Annotated in this window: 17 protein-coding genes and 1 pseudogene; 5 read left to right on the top strand and 13 right to left on the bottom strand. The window is 71.3% G+C overall.

The annotated features are described in order from the left end of the window. Window positions 1-847: 847 nt before the first annotated feature. Window positions 848-1369 carry a universal stress protein gene (locus ACFZAT_RS27535; RefSeq protein WP_018105726.1) on the top strand — a complete coding sequence of 174 codons (522 nt, stop codon included), beginning with the start codon at window positions 848-850 and terminating at the stop codon, window positions 1367-1369. A 148-nt stretch (window positions 1370-1517) separates the two neighbouring features. Here ACFZAT_RS27535 and glmS read toward each other — a convergent pair whose 3' ends face one another. Next, the gene (gene glmS / locus ACFZAT_RS27530; RefSeq protein ID WP_391268252.1) at window positions 1518-3347 is read right to left on the bottom strand and encodes a glutamine--fructose-6-phosphate transaminase (isomerizing); all 1830 of its coding nucleotides are present in this window, start codon (window positions 3345-3347) and stop codon (window positions 1518-1520) included. Between the two features lie 58 nt (window positions 3348-3405). Next, on the bottom strand, window positions 3406-3681 hold the full coding sequence (locus ACFZAT_RS27525) for a hypothetical protein (RefSeq protein WP_018105728.1): 276 nt from the start codon (window positions 3679-3681) through the stop codon (window positions 3406-3408). A gap of 323 nt (window positions 3682-4004) precedes the next feature. On the opposite strand from ACFZAT_RS27525, the gene ACFZAT_RS27520 reads away from it, so the two are divergent. Continuing rightward, window positions 4005-5669, top strand: a complete 1665-nt coding sequence (locus ACFZAT_RS27520; protein WP_391268251.1) for a family 20 glycosylhydrolase — start codon at window positions 4005-4007, stop codon at window positions 5667-5669. Between the two features lie 58 nt (window positions 5670-5727). Here ACFZAT_RS27520 and ACFZAT_RS27515 read toward each other — a convergent pair whose 3' ends face one another. From ACFZAT_RS27515 to ACFZAT_RS27490, 6 genes are all read right to left on the bottom strand, one after another. Beyond that, the gene (locus ACFZAT_RS27515) at window positions 5728-6711 is read right to left on the bottom strand and encodes an ABC transporter substrate-binding protein (RefSeq protein WP_391268398.1); all 984 of its coding nucleotides are present in this window, start codon (window positions 6709-6711) and stop codon (window positions 5728-5730) included. A gap of 167 nt (window positions 6712-6878) precedes the next feature. After that, window positions 6879-7517 (bottom strand): GNAT family N-acetyltransferase, encoded by a 639-nt coding sequence (locus tag ACFZAT_RS27510; protein ID WP_391268250.1) that lies wholly within the window; start codon window positions 7515-7517, stop codon window positions 6879-6881. Window positions 7518-7615: 98 nt separating this feature from the next. Then, window positions 7616-8782, bottom strand: coding sequence for an acyl-CoA dehydrogenase family protein (locus ACFZAT_RS27505; RefSeq protein WP_391268249.1), 1167 nt, complete (start codon window positions 8780-8782; stop codon window positions 7616-7618). Between the two features lie 7 nt (window positions 8783-8789). Beyond that, on the bottom strand, window positions 8790-9749 hold the full coding sequence (locus ACFZAT_RS27500; protein WP_391268248.1) for a hydroxymethylglutaryl-CoA lyase: 960 nt from the start codon (window positions 9747-9749) through the stop codon (window positions 8790-8792). After that, window positions 9746-11836 carry a biotin carboxylase N-terminal domain-containing protein gene (locus tag ACFZAT_RS27495; protein WP_391268397.1) on the bottom strand — a complete coding sequence of 697 codons (2091 nt, stop codon included), beginning with the start codon at window positions 11834-11836 and terminating at the stop codon, window positions 9746-9748. The genes ACFZAT_RS27500 and ACFZAT_RS27495 overlap by 4 nt, the downstream gene beginning before the upstream one ends. A 13-nt stretch (window positions 11837-11849) precedes the next feature. Next, window positions 11850-13457 carry a carboxyl transferase domain-containing protein gene (locus ACFZAT_RS27490; RefSeq protein ID WP_391268247.1) on the bottom strand — a complete coding sequence of 536 codons (1608 nt, stop codon included), beginning with the start codon at window positions 13455-13457 and terminating at the stop codon, window positions 11850-11852. 118 nt (window positions 13458-13575) lie between these two features. Between ACFZAT_RS27490 and ACFZAT_RS27485 the strand changes: the two genes are divergently transcribed. Both ACFZAT_RS27485 and ACFZAT_RS27480 read left to right on the top strand, forming a co-directional pair. Beyond that, window positions 13576-14202 (top strand): TetR/AcrR family transcriptional regulator, encoded by a 627-nt coding sequence (locus tag ACFZAT_RS27485; RefSeq protein WP_073965092.1) that lies wholly within the window; start codon window positions 13576-13578, stop codon window positions 14200-14202. Between the two features lie 52 nt (window positions 14203-14254). Beyond that, window positions 14255-15034, top strand: coding sequence for a phosphatase (locus tag ACFZAT_RS27480; RefSeq protein WP_018106322.1), 780 nt, complete (start codon window positions 14255-14257; stop codon window positions 15032-15034). A 12-nt stretch (window positions 15035-15046) separates the two neighbouring features. On the opposite strand, the gene ACFZAT_RS27475 is transcribed toward ACFZAT_RS27480, so the two are convergent. The 4 genes from ACFZAT_RS27475 to ACFZAT_RS27460 form a co-directional block, all read right to left on the bottom strand. Beyond that, window positions 15047-16060 (bottom strand): cation diffusion facilitator family transporter, encoded by a 1014-nt coding sequence (locus ACFZAT_RS27475; RefSeq protein WP_391268396.1) that lies wholly within the window; start codon window positions 16058-16060, stop codon window positions 15047-15049. 17 nt (window positions 16061-16077) lie between these two features. Next, window positions 16078-16950 carry an acyl-CoA thioesterase II gene (gene tesB / locus ACFZAT_RS27470; RefSeq protein WP_391268246.1) on the bottom strand — a complete coding sequence of 291 codons (873 nt, stop codon included), beginning with the start codon at window positions 16948-16950 and terminating at the stop codon, window positions 16078-16080. A 19-nt stretch (window positions 16951-16969) separates the two neighbouring features. After that, window positions 16970-18127 (bottom strand): acyl-CoA dehydrogenase family protein, encoded by a 1158-nt coding sequence (locus ACFZAT_RS27465; protein ID WP_391268245.1) that lies wholly within the window; start codon window positions 18125-18127, stop codon window positions 16970-16972. 77 nt (window positions 18128-18204) lie between these two features. Further along, window positions 18205-18339, bottom strand: coding sequence for a hypothetical protein (locus ACFZAT_RS27460; protein ID WP_391268244.1), 135 nt, complete (start codon window positions 18337-18339; stop codon window positions 18205-18207). Between the two features lie 67 nt (window positions 18340-18406). On the opposite strand from ACFZAT_RS27460, the pseudogene ACFZAT_RS27455 reads away from it, so the two are divergent. Further along, a pseudogene (locus tag ACFZAT_RS27455) lies at window positions 18407-18667 on the top strand (Imm49 family immunity protein); the annotation flags it as partial. A 21-nt stretch (window positions 18668-18688) separates the two neighbouring features. On the opposite strand, the gene ACFZAT_RS27450 reads toward ACFZAT_RS27455, so the two are convergent. Next, window positions 18689-19435, bottom strand: a complete 747-nt coding sequence (locus ACFZAT_RS27450; RefSeq protein ID WP_391268243.1) for an Imm49 family immunity protein — start codon at window positions 19433-19435, stop codon at window positions 18689-18691. Window positions 19436-19482 lie beyond the last annotated feature (47 nt).

Below are 19482 nucleotides of genomic sequence, written 5' to 3'. Positions count from 1 at the left end.
TCCCCTCGGTCGTGCACGAGTCCCTGGCCTGAGACGCCCAAGATCGAATCTACTGCGTCCCGTGGTGCCGTCGTGACAAGTTCACCAACCGGCTCATTGTCGACAAGGCAACCTGGCGGGAAGCGTTCGATCACGAAGCGTTTCACTCGCGGCCCGTGCAGGGAAGTGCGTCCGGCGTTCATGGCCCGTCCCCATTGGGCGGAAGCGTACCGGTCGGTCTCTTCCTGCCTGGTGGCAAGGGGGTTGATCGGCCATTTCGACAAGGAACGGACCGGTCCTCGAAGTTGGCTGAAAACGTACGGTCGCGTGTGCGGAAATCAGTCGTTCTACCGGCGCACAACCCGGGGCGCCCATCCACCTCCGCACGCCCCCTCGCCGGGGCCGCGGCCCCCGCGGCGGGTTCGGCGGCCCCGGTCGGCGGCCGGTCCGGGCGGGCATCCGAATACCGCTCTACCGGCCGTCCCCGGAGCAGACCGTGCGGTGGGTTCCGGACGGACCGGGCGAGCCGGCCGACTCCCCCGGAAGAGTGGGTTCCGCTCCTGCCGGGCGACGCCCCCGGACCGTCCGCCCGGGCCCGTCCCGGGCGGCCCGGCCGGGCGCCGCAAGGGGCCGGGGCGGCGGCCCGTACGTCTGTGTAGAGGCCAACCGGCATTGCCATGGGGGCCCCGTCTCGGGCATGCTCCGGAAAACGCCGCATGCGCCGTGCGCGGGGCGGGCAATGGAGGAGTGGGGCCGTACCCTTGGGGGTAAGGGGTTGGGAAGATGATTCCCGGACACCACGACACAGCCCGCTGACGCACCTTCCCACGTCGCTCTCCTCACGAGGACTCTCTTCGCCGAGACACCGATGGCCGGTCACGAAATCCCCGAACCCGCGGACCGCAAGCAGGTAGCCGACCCCCTGTCGGACCCGCTGGCGGCCGAACAAGCGCGCCGTCCGTGCGATCCCGCCTTCAGGCACGGGGTCGTCGTCGGCTTCGACGGCTCGACCTCCAGCGAGCGGGCCCTCGCCTATGCGATCGGCATGTCCCGCAGGACAGGCTCCGGTCTGATCATCGTCCATGTCGCCAACCGGCTTCCGACCACGGTCTGGGCGGGCTGCGAGCCCCCCGTCTTCGTGGACGTGCCGGACCACCGCACCGAGGTCCTGGGCCTGGAGCTCGCCTGCGCGGACTACCTCGCCGAGGTGCCCTGGGTGCTCGTGGAGCGCGGCGGGGACATCTGCCACGAGCTGGAGGAGGTCGGCCGGGAGTACTCGGCGGACGCCATCGTGGTGGGGTCCACGCACGGCCTGGTGGGCAAGATCTTCGGCTCGGTGGCCGGCCGTCTGGCCCGCCGCGCCCAGCGGCCGGTGGTGGTCATCCCGTAGCCCGGAAGCCGCTCGGGGGCCCGTGGCGTCAACTCGCCTGTGGAAAAAGCCTCATGGGCCCTTCCCGGCCGCTCCGGGGCTGATTCGGGCCCGTATGCGGATGAGGTCCCGCGGTCACCGACCGCAGGACCTCATCCGCGTAACGTGACTATTCGACGGTGACCGACTTGGCCAGATTGCGGGGCTTGTCGATGTCCCGGCCCATGGCCAGCGCCGTGTGGTAGGCGAAGAGCTGGAGCGGGATGCCCATGAGGATCGGGTCCAGCTCGTTCTCGTTCTTCGGTACGACGATGGTGTGGTCGGCCTTCTCCTGGACCTGGTGGGCCACGGCGAGGATGCGGCCGCTGCGGGCCTTGATCTCCTCCATCGCGGCGCGGTTCTTCTCCAGCAGGTCGTCGTCCGGGACGATCGCCACGGTCGGCATCGCGGGCTCGATCAGGGCGAGCGGGCCGTGCTTCAGCTCGGAGGCGGGGTAGGCCTCGGCGTGGATGTACGAGACCTCCTTGAGCTTCAGCGACGCCTCACGGGCCACGGGGTACCCGCGCACCCGGCCGATGAACATCATCGACTTCGCGTCCGCGTACTCGGCGGCCAGCCGCTTGATCTCGTCCTCGCCCGCCAGGATCTCGCTGATCTGGGCGGGCAGCTTGCGCAGGCCCTCGATGATCCGCTTGCCGTCGGCGACCGACAGGTCCCGGATGCGGCCCAGGTGCAGGGCGAGCAGCGCGAAGGCGACCACGGTGTTGGTGAAGCACTTGGTGGAGACCACGCACACCTCGGGCCCCGCGTGCACATAGGTGCCGCCGTCCGCCTCGCGGGCGATCGCCGAGCCGACCACGTTGACCACACCGAGGACCCGGGCGCCCTTGCGCTTCAGCTCCTGGACGGCGGCCAGCACGTCGTACGTCTCACCCGACTGCGAGACCGCGACGTACAGCGTGTCGGGGTCCACGACCGGGTTGCGGTAGCGGAACTCGGAGGCGGGCTCGGCATCCGCGGGGATGCGGGCCAGCTCCTCGATCAGCTGGGCGCCGATCTGGCCCGCGTGGTACGAGGTGCCGCAGCCCAGGATCTTGATCCGGCGGACCCCGCGCGCCTCGCGGGCGTCCAGATTGAGGCCGCCCAGGTGCACCGTGGAGAACCGGTCGTCGATCCGGCCGCGCAGCACCCGGTCGACGGCGTCCGCCTGCTCCGAGATCTCCTTGTGCATGTACGTGTCGTGGCCGCCCATGTCGTACGACTCGGCCTCCCACTCCACGGTGGTCGGCGTGGCCGTCGTGGTGGAGCCCTCCGTGGTGTACGTACGGAAGTCGTCGGCCTTCAGGGTGGCCATCTCGCCGTCGTCCAGGGTGACGACCTGGCGGGTGTGGGCGACCAGGGCGGCGACGTCCGAGGCGACGAACATCTCCTTCTCGCCGATGCCGAGGACGACCGGGGAGCCGTTGCGGGCGACCACGATGCGGTCGTTGAAGTCGGCATGCAGGACGGCGATGCCGTAGGTGCCCTCGACGGAGCGCAGGGCCTCGCGGACCTTCTCCTCCAGCGTCGCGGCGTCCGAGCGGGCGATCAGGTGGACCAGCACCTCGGTGTCGGTCTCGGAGAGGAAGACGACGCCCTCGGCGGTCAGCCGGGCGCGCAGCTCGGAGGCGTTGTCGATGATCCCGTTGTGGACGACGGCGACCCTGCCCTCGGCGTCCAGGTGCGGGTGGGCGTTCTCGTCGCTCGGGGCGCCGTGGGTGGCCCAGCGGGTGTGGGCGATGCCGGTCGTGCCGGCGAAGCGCTTGGGGACCCGGGACTCCAGCTCGCGGACCCGGCCCTTGGCCTTGACCGACTTCAGCGCGGCGGGCTTCCCGGCCGCGGGCTTCCCGGTGATCACGATCCCGGCGGAGTCGTAACCCCGGTACTCCAGCCGCTGCAGGCCCTCGAGCAGCAGCGGGGCCACGTCACGCTTTCCGATGTAACCGACGATTCCGCACATAGAGCTTTCTGTCCTCCGACGACGAACAAGTAAAGGGGTACCCGGCCGTGAGGCGGCCTCAGCCGTAGACGATCCGGCGCAGCTGACGGAGCGAGAGCTCCGGCGGTGCGACCGCGCGGTGCGGCAGTTCGGCCGCGATCCGCTCGAAGATCTCCGTGTTCACCAGGCCGCCGGCCTGCAGTTCGCGGTGGCGGCGGCGGACGAAGACCTCGGTCGTCTCGTCGAAGTACGCCAGCACGTCGAGGATCACCCGGGCGGCTTCGCCGCGGGGCAGCGTGGTGCTGCGCACCACGTGGTCAATGAGGTCGTCGTACGACGAGAGGCGTTCGAGCACCCGTCGATACTGCGGCGGAAGGGGCCCGAGCGCAACAATCCTGCCCGATTTCGGGCAGGGAACCGCGATACTGGCCCTCTTTTTCTGGCTTGGGTGGATTTCGCACGGGCGGCACGGGGGTGTGGGGGAGGGGGTGGCGCCGTAGTGGTCGGAGCCGAAGGGGTGAATCCGCACATAAGCCGCAAAAGACCATCAGGGTGCCTGGGTGACCAACGCCGGTAGGTGGTCTACACCTTGACCACCCGTGAGACGCGCGGTACGCATGGCGACGGAGAAAGGTCAGGAGACCCAGCAGAGTGACCCCCCAGAAAGGGACCCGGCTTGTGAGACTGCACACGGTACGGCGCAGTGCTCTTACCCGTTCTCTACCCCGGCTCCTCGGCTCGCTGCTACTCGTCGCGGCGGCCGGTGTCTCCAGCGCGTGCGCCGCCCCACAGGCGTCCGCCGCCGGTACGGCCGGGGCGGCGTGGGCACCCAGGCCGCTCGGCCAAGTGGTGCCCGCCCCCGTCTCGGTCAGACCCGGCGGCGACCCGTACATGCTCAACGGTTCCACCAGGATCCGGACCCTCGGCTCCTCCGGCGAGGCCCGGAGGATCGGCGACTACCTGGCGGGCGTGCTGCGCCCCTCCACCGGATTCGCCCTGCCCGTCACCACCAAGGACGGCGCCGACGGCATCCGGCTCCGGATCGACCCCCGCGCCGGCAAGCTGGGCGCCGAGGGCTACACGCTCACCTCCGGGCGCGGCAACGTCACCATCACCGCCAGGCAGCCCGCAGGGCTCTTCCACGGCGTCCAGACGCTGCGCCAGCTGCTTCCGGCCCAGGTGGAGCGCGACACCCGCCAGACGGGCCCCTGGCGGATCGCCGGCGGCTCCATCACCGACACCCCGCGCTACGCCTACCGGGGCGCGATGCTCGACGTCGCGCGCCACTTCTTCTCGGTGGACGAGGTCAAGCGCTACATCGACCAGGTCGCCCAGTACAAGTTCAACACCTTCCACATCCACCTCTCCGACGACCAGGGCTGGCGCATCGCCATCGACTCCTGGCCGAGGCTGGCCACGTACGGCGGCTCCACCGAGGTCGACGGCGGACCCGGCGGGTACTACACGAAGGCGCAGTACCAGGAGATCGTGCGGTACGCGGCCTCCCGCTATCTGGAGGTGGTCCCGGAGATCGACATGCCCAGCCACACCAACGCGGCGCTCGCCTCGTACGCCGAGCTGAACTGCGACGGCGTCGCACCGCCGCTCTACACCGGTATCAAGGTCGGTTTCAGCACGCTGTGCGCCGGCAAGGACGTCACGTACGACTTCATCGACGACGTCGTCGGCGAGGTGGCCGCGCTCACGCCCGGCCGCTACTTCCACATCGGCGGCGACGAGGCGCACTCCACCACCCATGAGGACTACGTGGAGATCATGGACCGGGCCCAGGCCATCGTCGGCAAGTACGGCAAGACCGTGATGGGCTGGCACCAGCTGACCGGCGCCGACCCGGTGAAGGGCGCCGTCGCGCAGTACTGGGGCTACGACAAGACCAGTGCCGCCGACCGGCAGCAGGTGGTGGACGCGGCGAAGAACGGCACGAAGCTGGTGCTGTCGCCGGCGGACCGGGTGTACCTCGACATGAAGTACAACGACCAGACCGTGCTGGGCCTGAAGTGGGCCGGCACGGTCGAGGTGCAGCGCAGTTACGACTGGGACCCGGGGACGTACCTCACCGGCGCCCCGGAGAGCGCGGTCCTCGGGGTGGAGGCGCCGATCTGGTCCGAGACCCTGACCGACAGCGACGACATCGACGCCATGGCGTTCCCGAGGCTGCCCGGCGCCGCCGAGCTGGCCTGGTCGCCCGCTTCGACGCACGACTGGGAGACGTACAAGGTGCGGCTCGCGGCGCTCGGGGAGCGGTTCACCGCCCAGGGCATCGACTACTACCGCTCGCCGCAGGTCCCGTGGCCCGCGTCGGAGACGGCGGGCGGGAGCTGACACGGCACCGCCCCCGGCGGCCGGGCATTCCGGCCGCCGGGGGCGGTGAACCGTCGCGTCAGGCGACCTTCTTGGCGTTCTCGATGGCCTTCGCCAGGTCCTCCAGGATCGGCGCGCACTTGTCGTAGCTGTAGATCGGCTCCGTCGTACGCGGGACGACCTGGCCCGCCTTGACTGCGGGCAGCTGCGCCCAGGTCGGCTTGGAGGTCAGGGCCTCGGGCTGGAGGGCCGAGGAGCGGTTGTCCATCATGATGATGTCGGCGTCGTACTTGTCGACGTTCTCCCAGCTCAGCTCCTCGAAGAAGCCCGCCGCGTTCACCTTCGGCGTCACGAACTTCACGCCCAGGTCCTGGAAGTACAGGGTGTCGGCGGACATCTTGGCGAGCGAGACGTAGAACAGGTCCTGGCTGGCCGAGCCGACCATGACCCTGATCTCCGGCTTCGACTTCGCGGCCGCGCGCAGCCGGGCCGCCGCCTTCTCGAACCGCGTCTTCGCGGCGACGACCTTCGCGGACTTCACATCGGCGCCGAGCGAGGCCGCCAGGTCCTCGTGGCGCTGGATGGCCTTCGGGATCGTGGTCTCGGCGGCCCACAGGGCGACGCTCGGGGCCAGCTTGAGGATCTTGTCCTTGGACTGGTCCGGCACGTACCAGAGGGCGTCCTTCTCCCACATCGCCGTGACCAGCAGCTCCGGGCCGAGCTCCGCGTACTTCTCGACGTTGAACTCGCCCCAGACGTTGCCCAGGATCTCGACCTTGCCGATGTCCAGGTCGCCGGCCTGCACGTCCGGCTTGCCGTCCTTGGTCTTCGTCGGGCCGAAGACCGCCTTGACCTCGATGCCGTAGTCGTGGAGGGCGGCGGCGACACCGGTGAAGGCGACGATGTTCTTCGGTATGGACTTGGCTTCGGCGACCTGGCCCCGGTCGTCCTTGAACTTCCACGGCCCGGCGTCGGCGCTCTTGGAGCCCGAGCCGGCGGAGTCCTTCGAGTCGCTGCCGCCGCAGGCCGCGAGCACGGCGCCGAGACCAACGGCACCGCCCATGGCCAGCAGGCCGCGGCGGGTGGGACGGGACGCTCGGGTAGTGCTCATGACGGAATCCGCCTTCGTACGAGCCGGAGACCGGCAGGTGACACGTTCAAGGGAAGGCTAGCCTAACCTCACGCAATGTCGACCTGTCGACGGCCCCCGGCCCCGACCGCCGGGCGGGCTCACCCGAACATGTACCGGCAGTCGTCCAGCCCCTCGACCGTCACGTCGGCCGTGCGGTGCTCCTCCCACCGCCCGCGCTCCAGGCGCAGCCGCTGGAGGGTGACCGGCTCGCCCCGCAGCGCGGTGACCGACAGCCCGTCCGGCCGGTAGCCGAGCCGCCGGGAGACGCCCAGGGAGCGGGGGTTGTCCAGCATCGCGGCCGAGACCGCCGTGGCGGCGCCGAGTCCGGTGAAGGCGAAGTGCAGGACGGCGGCCCGCATCTCCGTGCCGATGCCCCGGCCCTGGTGCGCGAGCCCGAGCCAGGAGCCCGTCTCGACCTGGCCGGTCACCGCGAACTGCTTCGCCATCAGGTCCTGGCGTCCGACCACCCGGCCCTCGCGCAGCACCGCGAGGCTCAGGCACCAGTCATCGGCGGACCAGCCGGCGATCGTGGACAGCACATGCTGGAAGACGGCCCGCCCGCGCTCGGCGGGCGGGCCGTCGGTCCACGGCACGGTGAACGGCATGGTGTCCGGGGCGTGCACCCCGCCGGCACCGACCGCCGCCAGGTCGTCCAGCAACTCCAGGTCGGGCAGGCGCAGTTCCAGCCGGGGCGTGCGGATGCGGAGCCCGTAGAGGGGCCAGGCGGCAGGCTTCATGGCCCGACTCTGCCGGGCCCCGGCGCCGGTGTCGAACGAGAATAGGGGAAGCGGAACGGGGCGGCGCGGGCCGGAGCCGTACGCCGCCGCGACCGGGCTCAGGCCTGCAGCCCCAGCTCCCGCGCGATCAGCATGCGCTGCACCTCGCTCGTGCCCTCGCCGATCTCCAGGATCTTGGAGTCGCGCCACATCCGGGCCACCGGGTACTCGTTCATGAAGCCGTAGCCGCCGTGGATCTGGGTCGCCTCGCGGGCGTTGTCCACGGCCACCGTCGAGGAGTACAGCTTGGCGATGGCCGCCTCCTTCTTGAACGGCTCCTCCGCCAGCAGCCGGGAGGCCGCGTCGCGCCAGCCGATGCGGGCCATGTGCGCGCGCATCTCCATGTCCGCGATCTTGAACTGGATGGCCTGGTTGGCGCCGATCGGCTTCCCGAAGGCATGCCGCTCGGCGGCGTACTTCACCGACTCGTCCACACAGCCCTGCGCCAGGCCCGTCGAGAGCGCCGCGATGGCGATGCGGCCCTCGTCCAGGATGCGCAGGAACTGCGCGTAGCCCCGGCCCTCCTCGCCGAGCAGGTTCTCCAGCGGGACGCGGACGTCGGCGAAGGACAGCTCGCGGGTGTCCGAGGCGTTCCAGCCGACCTTGGAGTAGGGGGCGGCCACCGTGAAGCCGGGGGTGCCGGAGGGGACGATGATCGAGGAGATCAGCGGGGCGCCGTTCTCCTTGCGGCCGGTCACCGCCGTGACGGTCACCAGCTCCGTGATGTCCGTACCGGAGTTGGTGATGAAGCATTTGGAGCCGTTGATCACCCACTCGCCCGCCGCCTCGTCGCGCACGGCGGTCGTCCGGGTGCCGCCCGCGTCCGAGCCGCCGTCCGGCTCGGTCAGGCCGAACGCGCCCAGCGCCTCGCCCGAGCAGAGCTTCGGCAGCCACCGCCGCTTCTGCTCCTCGGTGCCGAAGCGGTAGACCGGCATCGCGCCCAGCGAGACGCCCGCCTCCAGCGTGATCGCGACCGAGGAGTCGACCCGGGCCAGCTCCTCCAGGGCGATGCCGAGCGCGAGGTAGTCGCCGCCCATCCCGCCGTACTCCTCCGGGAACGGCAGCCCGAACAGGCCCATCCGCCCCATCTCGCGCACGATCTCGTACGGGAACTCGTGCCGCTCGTAGAAGTCGCCGATCTTCGGGGCGACGACGTCATGGGCGAACTCCTCGACGGTGCGGCGGAGTTCCTCGTGCTCGGCGGTCAGCCGGTGGTCCAGGGACATCGGGGTATCACTGCTCCTTGTGGGACAGGGCGCGGACGGTACGGGAAGGGCTGGGTCGGCCCAGGTGTCCGGCGAGCCATACGCTGGTGGCGGTGAGCTCGTCGAGGTCGACCCCGGTTTCGATACCGAGGCCGTCGAGCATCCACACGAGATCCTCGGTGGCGAGGTTTCCGGTCGCGCTCTTCGCGTAGGGGCAGCCGCCGAGGCCGCCGGCCGACGCGTCCACGGTCGTCACGCCGTGCCGGAGCGCCGTCAGGGTGTTGGCCAGGGCCTGCCCGTACGTGTCGTGGAAATGCACCCCGATCACGTCGGTGGCCACCCCGGCCTCGTTCAGCCCGGTCAGCAGCGCGGTCACGTGGCCGGGGGTGGCGACGCCGATGGTGTCGCCGAGGGACAGCTCGTCGCAGCCGAGGTCCATCAGCGCCTTCGCGACCCGGACGACCTGCGGGACCGGCACGGCGCCCTCCCAGGGGTCTCCGAAGCACATCGACAGGTAGCCGCGCACCCGCACCGACTCGGCCCTGGCCCGGGCCACCACCGGCGCGAACATCGCCAGTGACTCGTCCACCGTGCGGTTGAGGTTGCGCGCGGCGAACGTCTCCGTGGCCGAGCCGAACACCGCGATCCCGCGGGCGCCGAGCGCCAGGGCCCGGTCGAGCCCGCGTTCGTTCGGTACGAGGACCGGCAGCGCCACGTCGCCGACGTCCGCGATGTCCCCGAGCATCGGGAACAGCTGCTCGGCGTCCGCGAGTTGGGGCACCCACTTGGGGTGCACGAAGCTGGTGGCCTCGATGGTGGTCAGCCCGGCGACCGCGAGCCGGCGGATGAACTCCGCCTTCACCTCGGTCGGGACGACCTCCTTCTCGTTCTGGAGGCCGTCGCGGGCGCCGACCTCGTGGATCCGGACCCGGGCGGGCAGCCCCTCGGCGGGCACGGTCATCGGCAGGGCGCGGGCGTCGGCGCTCATGCGTCCTCCCCGGCACCGGCGGCGGGCACGACCACGGCGAGCACCTGGTCCATGGCCACCGTGGACCCGGCGGTCACGTCGAGCTCGGTCACGGTGCCGGCGTGCGGCGCGGAGATGACGTGCTCCATCTTCATCGCCTCCACCACCAGCAGGCTCTGCCCGGCGGCGACCTCGTCCCCGACGGCCACCTTCACCACGGTCACCGTCCCGGGCATGGGCGCGGCGAGCGTGTCCGCGCCGGAGCGGGCGGCGCCGGTCAGCGACGCCTCGACCGGGTCGTGGTCCCGGACGTGCCAGCTGTCGCCGTCCCGGCCGAGCCAGTGCCCCTCCGGGGAGACCGCGTACGCGAACACATGGGTGACCCCGGCGAGTTCGAACGCGATCCGGCCGTCACCGGCCGCCAGGGTCCTGGCCTTCTCCGCCGTGCCGGGCAGCGGGCCGAGCGGTCCGCAGGAACCCGATTCCGGGGCGGGCGGGGTCGCGCCCTCGCCGACATGGCCGAACGTCAGCTCGGTGTCCCCGCCGCCGCACGGCCGCAGGCCCACCTGGACCGGGTCGTGGCCCGGGATGTGGAAGTCGAGCACGGTCCGCGCCGGGGCGCCGCCGAGCCGCCAGCCGTTCCCGGCCGAGAACGGGTCGGCCCAGGCGCCGGGCGCGGGGCGGGCGGCGGCGGACGCGGTGTGCTGCCGCAGCAGCGCCGCGGCCGCGTACACCTCCTCCGGCACGCCGTCCGGGACCAGGGCGGCCACTTCGCGCTCCACCAGGCCGGTGTCCAGCTCGCCCGCCACCACGGCCGGGTGGGCCAGCAGCCGGCGCAGGAAGCCCGCGTTGACCGGGACGCCGAGGACGACGGTGTCCGCGAGGGCCACCCGCAGCCGGCGCAGGGCGGTCGCCCGGTCGGGGCCGTACGCGATGACCTTGGACAGCATCGGGTCGTACAGGCTGCCGACCTCGCCGCCCTCGGCGAGCCCCGAGTCGGTGCGGACCCCGCCGCCCTGCGGCTCGTGCAGCGCCAGCACGGTGCCGCCGGAGGGCAGGAAGCCGCGGGCCGGGTCCTCGGCGCAGACCCGGGCCTCCACCGCGTGCCCGGTGAGCGTGATGGCGTCCTGCCCGTACGGCAGCGGCTCACCGGAGGCGACGCGCAGCTGCCACTCCACCAGGTCGAGACCGGTGATCAGCTCGGTCACCGGGTGCTCGACCTGGAGGCGGGTGTTCATCTCCATGAAGTAGTACGAGGACGGGTCGCTGCCCGGGACGATGAACTCCACCGTGCCCGCGCCGACGTACCCGCAGGAGCGGGCCGCCTGGACGGCCGCCTCGCCCATCGAGGCCCGGGTCGCCTCGTCCAGCAGGACGGACGGGGCCTCCTCGATGATCTTCTGGTGGCGGCGCTGGAGCGAGCACTCGCGCTCGCCCAGGTGCACCACGTTGCCGTGCGTGTCGGCCAGGACCTGGATCTCGATGTGGCGCGGCCGGTCGATCCACCGCTCCACCAGCAGCGTGTCGTCGCCGAAGGAGGCGCGGGCCTCGCGCCGGGCCGCCGCGATCTCGTCCGCGAGCAGCGCCGCGTCCCGGACCAGCCGCATGCCCTTGCCGCCGCCGCCCGCCGAGGGCTTCAGCAGCACGGGCATGCCGATCCCGGCCGCCGCCTCCGCCAGCTCGGCGTCGCTCAGGCCGCTCCCGGAGGAGCCGGGCACGACGGGGACGCCCGCCGCGGCGACCGTCTCCTTGGCCCGGATCTTGTCGCCCATCAGCGAGATCGCGGCGGCGGGCGGGCCGATGAAGACCAGCCCCGCCTCCGTGCAGGCGTGGGCGAAGGCCGCGTTCTCCGCCAGGAAGCCGTAGCCGGGGTGGACGGCCTGGGCGCCGGTGCGGCGGGCGGCCTCCAGGAGGCGGTCGGCGCTGAGGTAGCTCTCGGAGGCGGGCGCGGGGCCGATCCGTACGGCCGTGTCGGCCTCCCGTACGTGCCGCGCGTCGGCGTCGGCGTCGCTGAAGACGGCGACCGAGCGCACGCCCAGCTCGCGCAGGGTCCGGATGACCCGGACCGCGATCTCGCCGCGGTTGGCGACGAGGACCGTGTCGAACATCGTCATCTCTTCCTCACATCCGGAAGACGCCGAAGCCGGCGTCGCCCAAGGGCGCGTTGGCGCACGCGGTCAGGGCGAGCCCCAGCACCTGCCGGGTCTCCAGCGGGTCGATCACCCCGTCGTCCCAGAGCCGGGCGGTGGCGTAGTACGCGTTGCCCTGGGTCTCGTACTGCTCGCGGATCGGGGCCTTGAAGGCCTCCTCGTCCTCGGCGCTCCAGTCGTCGCCCAGCTGGTCGCGCTTGACCGTGGCGAGGACGGAGGCGGCCTGCTCGCCGCCCATGACGGAGATCTTCGCGTTGGGCCACATCCACAGGAACCGGGGGCTGTAGGCCCGGCCGCACATGGAGTAGTTGCCCGCGCCGTAGGAGCCGCCGACGACCACGGTCAGCTTCGGCACCCGGGTGCAGGCGACGGCGGTGACCATCTTCGCGCCGTGCTTGGCGATGCCGCCGGCCTCGTAGTCCCGGCCCACCATGAAGCCCGAGATGTTCTGCAGGAAGACCAGCGGGATGCCGCGCTGGTCGCACAGCTCGATGAAGTGCGCGCCCTTCTGGGCGGACTCGGAGAACAGGATGCCGTTGTTGGCGACGATCCCGACCGGATGGCCGTGGATGTGCGCGAAGCCGGTGATCAGCGTCTGGCCGTACTCCGCCTTGAACTCGGCGAACCGCGAGCCGTCGGCCACCCGGGCGATCACCTCGCGCACGTCGTACGGCGTACGCGAGTCGACCGGGACCGCTCCGTAGAGCCCGGCCGGGTCCACCTTCGGCTCCTCGACCGGCCGCACCGACCAGGGCAGCGCGCCCCGGTCCGGCAGCGTCGCCACGATGTTCCGCACGATCCGCAGCGCGTGCGCGTCGTCCTCCGCGAGGTGGTCGGTGACGCCCGACGTACGGGAGTGCACCTCGCCGCCGCCCAGCTCCTCGGCCGTGACCACCTCGCCGGTGGCGGCCTTCACCAGCGGCGGGCCGCCCAGGAAGATCGTGCCCTGGTTCCGGACGATGACGGCCTCGTCGCTCATCGCCGGGACATACGCCCCGCCCGCCGTGCAGGAGCCCAGGACCGCCGCGATCTGCGGGATGCCGGCGCCCGACATCCGGGCCTGGTTGTAGAAGATCCGGCCGAAGTGCTCGCGGTCCGGGAAGACCTCGTCCTGCATCGGCAGGAAGGCACCGCCCGAGTCCACCAGATAGAGGCAGGGGAGACGGTTCTCCAGCGCCACCTCCTGGGCCCGCAGGTGCTTCTTCACGGTCATCGGGTAGTACGTGCCGCCCTTGACGGTCGCGTCGTTGGCGACGACCACGCACTCCCGGCCGCTGACCCGGCCGATCCCGGCGATCACCCCGGCGGCCGGCGCCGCGCCCCCGTAGAGCCCCTCGGCCGCCAGCGGGGCCAGCTCCAGGAAGGGCGAGCCCGGGTCGAGCAGGGTGTCCACCCGCTCCCTGGGCAGCAGCTTGCCGCGCGCCACATGCCGGGCGCGGGCCCTCTCACCTCCGCCGAGCCTGGCCGTGGCGAGCCGCTTGCGCAGCTCGTCGGCGAGCGCGTGGTGCGCCGCCTCGTTGGCCTGCCAGGCCGCCGAGGCGGGATCCGCCGCGCTCGTCAGCACCGGTGCCTGCTGCATCGTGTCGAGCCCCCTTGCCCGTACCGCGCCGTTCCGATCGCCAACGCCACCGTGTTAATGAGCGTTAACGTGATCACAGGTTAACGAGCGCTAACCCGCCTGTCTAGAATGGCTGCTCATGAGCACCCATGCCGCCGCCCGCGTCGCGGCCCCGACCCGCCGCGAGCAGATCCTCCGGGAGGCCGCCCGGCTCTTCGCCGAGCGCGGCTTCCACGGCGTCGGCGTAGACGAGATAGGGGCCGCCGTCGGCATCAGCGGCCCCGGCCTCTACCGCCACTTCCCCGGCAAGGACGCGATGCTCGCCGAGCTCCTCGTCGGCATCAGCGAACGGCTGCTGGCCGGCGGCGAGCTCCGGGTGTCCGAGGACGCCGCCTCCGGCGACGGATCGCCCGAGGCCCTGCTGGACGCGCTCATCGAGGGCCACATCGACTTCGCCCTCGACGACCGCCCCCTGATCACCCTGCACGACCGGGAGCTGGACCGCCTGCGGGACACCGACCGCAAGCGGGTGCGCCGGCTCCAGCGGCAGTACGTCGAGGTGTGGGTCGCCGTCGTCCGCGACCTCTACCCGGACCTGCCCGAACACGAGGCCCGCGCCGCCGTCCACGCCGTCTTCGGCCTGCTGAACTCCACCCCGCACCTGGGGCGCCCGGGCGCGCTGCCCGGGCGCACCGAGACGGCGGCGCTGCTGCACCGGCTGGCCCGGGGCGCCTTCGCGGCGGCGGGGGAGCGGCAGGCGGACTGACCGCCTCCCGGACGGCCGGGACGCCGGGCACGCGCCACGGCACAATGGCCCCATGCCGATACCCAGCCGCGCCGCCCTCGTCGAACACCTCGTCCGTACGCGCATCGCGGGGGACGTCGCCACCCCGCGCGACAACAACCTGGCCCACTACCGCAGCCTGGCCAACGGGGACCGGCACTACTGGCTGGGCCTGGAGCTGGGCGACCGGTGGCGCGACGAGCAGGACGTGCTGGCCGTGATGGCCGAGCGGTGCGGGGTCAGCGACGACCCGGAGCACCGGTTCGGGCAGGACACCATCGACCCCGAGCTGACCGTCGACGCCCTGGAGCGGGCCGCCGCCCGGCTCCGCAAGGCCGTCGAGGGCGCCGAACGGGTCCTCTTCGCCACCGGCCACCCCGGCGGCCTGCTCGACGTGCACCGCCAGACCGCGCAGGCGCTGCGGGCGGCCGGCTGCGAGATCGTCCGCATCCCCGGCGGGCTGATGGCCGACGAGGGCATGGTCTTCCAGTTCGCGGACGTCGCCGTCCAGGAGCGCGGCGCGACGCTCTGGCACACCCACTCCCCGGCCCCGATGGCGGCCATCCTCGACGGCCTGGAACGCGAGGGCCGCCCCCTGCCCGACCTCGTCGTCGCCGACCACGGCTGGGCGGGCTGCGCCGCACAGCGCGGCCTGGACGCCATCGGCTACGCGGACTGCAACGACCCCGCCCTGTTCCTCGGCGAGTCCGAGGGCACCCTCCAGGTGGCGATCCCGCTGGACGACCACGTCCTGGACCCGCGCTTCTACGACCCGATGACGGACTACCTGCTGGACGCGGCGGGGCTGCTCTGAGAGGCCGGCGCCTCAGGCCTTCTCCTCCGCGCCCTCCTCGGCCGCGAGGGCCCGGCGGCGCGCCTCCCGCCCCGAGGTGGGGTCCAGGTACACCCGCTTGATGGACTCGTACCGCTCCCGCAGCCGGTGCTCGGCCTGCTCGCAGGCGGACTCGACCTCTTCGGCGGTGACCGTGTCCCGGAAGCCGACCTTCGCGGCGACCAGGACCTCGCCCGGCTGCTGGATGAGCGTGGTCAGCTCCTTGACGGAGGTGAGGTGCTCCACTCCGAGGAGCTCCTCCCGGATGCCGTCCCGCATCGGCCGCGACACCGGCCTGCCGATCAGCAGCTGGATGTTGGACCGGCCGAGAACCCAGGCCACGTACACCAGCAGCGCCCCGATCAGCAGCGAGGCGATGCCGTCCCACATCCCCGACCCGGTCAGCTGGCCGCCGAGCAGCCCGCCCGCCGCGAACAGCAGCCCGAGCAGGGCCGCCGAGTCCTCCATCACCACGGCCTTGACGGCCGTGTCCGGGGTGCGCCGGAAGTAGTGCCGGGCGGGCGCGCCCAGCTCGTCGGCCTCCTCGCGGACCTGCTTGAGCCCGGTCCGCAGTGAGAAGCCCTCCAGCAGGAAGGCGATGACGAGCACGATGTACGAGATCAGCGGGTTGCCCAGCTCCTCGCCCTGGAGCAGGGTGTGCACCCCGTCGTAGAACGAGTAGACCGCCCCGCCGACGAAGGTGGCGACGGAGGCGAGCAGCGCCCAGATGTACCGCTCGGAGCCGTATCCGAGCGGGTGGTCCTCGTCGGCCGGCTTCTCGCTGCGCTTGAGCGCGGTGAGCAGCAGCACCTCGGTGACGGTGTCGGCGACCGAGTGGGCCGCTTCGGAGAGCATCGCGCTCGATCCGCTGATCAGCCCGGCGACCGCCTTCGCCACGGCGATGCCGAGGTTGGCCAGCGCCGCGACGATGACGGTGAACGTCGAGTCCCCACCACTGCTTTTCGCGTCAGTCATGCCGGTGAGTATGTCCGCGCCCGGCCCACTCATGTCCGATGCGCGGCCGGTCACCGGGGGACCCGGACCACACCCTCCTGGATGACGGTGATCGCGAGGCGGCCGTCCTGGGTGTAGATGCGGGCCTGGCCGAGGCCGCGCCCGCCGGACGCGGACGGCGACTCCTGGTCGTACAGCAGCCACTCGTCGGCCCGGAAGGGCCGGTGGAACCACATCGCGTGGTCCAGGCTGGCCCCGACGACGTCCCCGACCGCCCAGCCGCCGCGCCCGTGGGCGAGCAGCACGGAGTCGAGCAGCGTCATGTCGGAGACGTAGGTGGCCATGCAGACGTGCAGCAGCGGGTCGTCGGCCAGCTTGCCGTTGGTACGGAACCACACCTGCGACCTGGGCTCGCGGGGTTCGCCGACCGTGCCGAACGGGGGCGCGTCCACGTACCGCAGATCGACGGCGGCCCGCGCCTCGACCAGCCGGTCCACCATGCCGGGGTCGCTGAACCGGTCGGCGTAGCGGGGCAGCATCTCGGCGGCGGTGGGCAGCGTCTCGGGGTCGGGCGCGGGCGGCATGGCCGCCTGGTGCTCCAGCCCGTCCTCGTACGCCTGGAAGGACGCGGAGAGGTGGAAGATCGGCTGCCCGTGCTGGACGGCGACGACCCTCCGGGTGGTGAAGGAGCGGCCGTCGCGGATGCGGTCGACGGTGTAGACGATCGGCGCGCCGGGGTCGCCCATGCGCAGGAAGTACGCGTGCAGCGAGTGGGCGGACTTCTCGGCGGGGACGGTGCGGCCCGCGGCGACGAGCGCCTGGGCCGCGACCTGTCCGCCGAAGACCCGGGGCACGACCGCCGAGCGGCTGGTGCCCCGGAAGATGTCCTGCTCGATCCGCTCCAGGTCGAGCAGATCGAGCAGGGAATCGAGTGCGGTGCTCATGGCTGTGTGGACGCGGTCCCTACAGGCCCATGGACTTGGCGATGATCGACTTCATGACCTCGCTGGTGCCGCCGTAGATGCGGTTGACGCGGTTGTCCGCGTACAGGCGGGCGATCGGGTACTCGTTCATGAAGCCGTAGCCGCCGTGCAGCTGGAGGCAGCGGTCGATCACGCGGTGGGCGACCTCGGTGCAGAACAGCTTGGCGGAGGCGGCCTCGGCGGCGGTCAGCTCACCGGCGTCCAGCGCGTCGAGGGCGCGGTCGGCGACGGCCTGGGCCGCGTCCACCTCGGCCTGGCAGGCGGCCAGCTCGAACTTGGTGTTCTGGAACGAGGCGACGGTCTTGCCGAAGACGGTGCGCTCCTGGACGTACTCCTTGGCGAACCGCACGGCGGCGGCGGCCTGGGCGTACGCGCCGAAGGCGATGCCCCAGCGCTCGGAGGCCAGGTTGGTGCCGAGGTAGCCGAAGCCCTTGTTCTCCTCGCCGAGCAGGTCCTCGGCGGGCACCTTGACGTCCACGAACGCCAGCTCGGCGGTGTCGGAGACCTTCAGGCCCAGCTTGTCGAGCTTGCGGCCGATGGAGTAGCCCTCGGACTTGGTGTCCACGGCGAACAGCGAGATGCCGAAGCGGCGGTCGTCCTCGCGCGGGGCGGAGGTGCGGGCGCAGACGATGACGCGGTCGGCGTGGACGCCACCGGTGATGAACGTCTTGGCGCCGTTGAGGACGTAGTGCGTGCCGTCCTCGGAGAGCTTCGCGGTGGTCTTCATGCCCGCGACGTCCGACCCGGTGCCCGGCTCGGTCATCGCGAGGGCCCACATCTCCTCGCCGGTGACGAACTTCGGCAGCCAGCGCTTCTTCTGCTCATCGGTGGCGAGCATCTTGATGTACGGCAGGCCGAGCAGCGTGTGCACGCCGGAGCCGCCGAAGGAGACGCCGGCCCGGGCGGTCTCCTCGTAGATGATCGCCTCGTACTTGTGCGAGTCGATGCCCGCCCCGTCGTACTCCTCGTCCACGTTGATCCCGAAGACGCCCAGCTCACCGAGCTGCTGGTAGAACTCGCGCGGCGCCTGCCCGGCGGCGAACCACTCGTCGTACACAGGCACGACCTCGGCCGCGATGAAGGCCCGGATGGTCTCCCGGAACGCCTCGTGGTCCTCGTTGAATACCGTACGGCGCACGGGGTGCCTCCCTGGTCGGCTGCTACTTCTACGTCTTCCGGAGCATGGCTAAGCGCTTGCTCAGCCATGGTTAAAAGTTACCCGGCGGTCACGGGGCTGTCCAGGGTGATGCTGAGCACGCGGGAGCGGTCGGTCGGCAGGGCGATGTGCGACCTGCGCCCGGCCGGACACGAGCGGGACGGAACGGTGGAGCTGTGCACATCGAGCGGCATGTAATCGTCACCCCGCGCTCGACACTCCGCAGGCGGAAGCCGTCCTCCGGGCCGCCGGGAGGCGTTCGGCGCGGCGCTGAGGCAACTGCTGCTCACGAACAGGGCGTTCGGCGAGGTCAGTACGCACCCCAGCTCCCTCCTGCCGCTCACCCCCCTCACGCTCGCCGCACTGGCCCACCACCGCCGGGGCTGGACGCCTGCGGTGGACAGCGACTACCTCCCCCGCGCCGTGATCCCGGGCCGCGAGGCGAACGGACCCGCGAACCGCGCGAACATGGTCGCCGCGCTGCGTTCGGAAGCGGAACTCTTCGGGCGTCCCGGCGAGTAGCGCGGTCGTCCGCCAACGGTGTCAGGTGGGGGACTCGCCGACCCAGCTCCGCTGGAGGAGATGCTTGGGGAGGTATTCGGATTCCACCTCGATCGGGAATCCTGCGTCGAGGGCTAGACAGGCCATGGCCAGGGGTCCGAGCGCCAGGTAGCCCTCGACGCTGGCTTCTCTCTCCGGGGTCGCGGTCCAGTACGACCTGTGCAGCCCCAGAGCCTCGAAGAGAGCCTGGTTGAAACCTTCTCGGTCTTTGCGTACGAAGAGATGGAAGAGGTTGACCGGTTGATAGAGAATCTTGTCGATGAGACCTTGTTCCGCCACCTGCGCGACGTCAGGATGCGAGCCCTCGATGGTGGCGACGATTTTCCCTACGAGGCCGGGACGCTCGTCCCAGTAGGACTGAAGTGTGTCGACCCAATCGAACATGAACTCGTCGTACCGCGCTCGTGACGCCCTCAACAGCTCCAGCGGAACGCCGCTCAACTGATTCATCCGGGTTTGGTCACGGCAGACAATGGCCAGCCAGAAGGCGTTGATCCAGTGACCGGGGTTGGCGGAACGGGTCGGTCCGGTCGCCGGGATGGATCGTGTTTCACCAGCGATGCGGCACATTACGTGTCCCTCGGACCGTTCAGCTGTCGCGAACAGGGCAGAGTGCACCTGCAGTGCCGTCATCACCGCCTCCCAAGTGCGCAGTTCCGACGCGGCCGGGTCGGTGGCCAGATGTGCCCGTACATTCAAGAGAGATTTACCTAGGCCACTGTCGAACATTCCGGGTGAGCGTTCCAAAGTCCCGATGGTCCTCAGGAGCCCCGCAC

The sequence above is a fragment of the Streptomyces sp. NPDC008163 genome (genome assembly GCF_042956885.1).
Lineage (GTDB): Bacteria > Actinomycetota > Actinomycetes > Streptomycetales > Streptomycetaceae > Streptomyces > Streptomyces drozdowiczii_A.
Note: the sequence above shows the minus strand (reverse complement) of the source record. Positions and strands in the feature narration are given on the sequence as shown.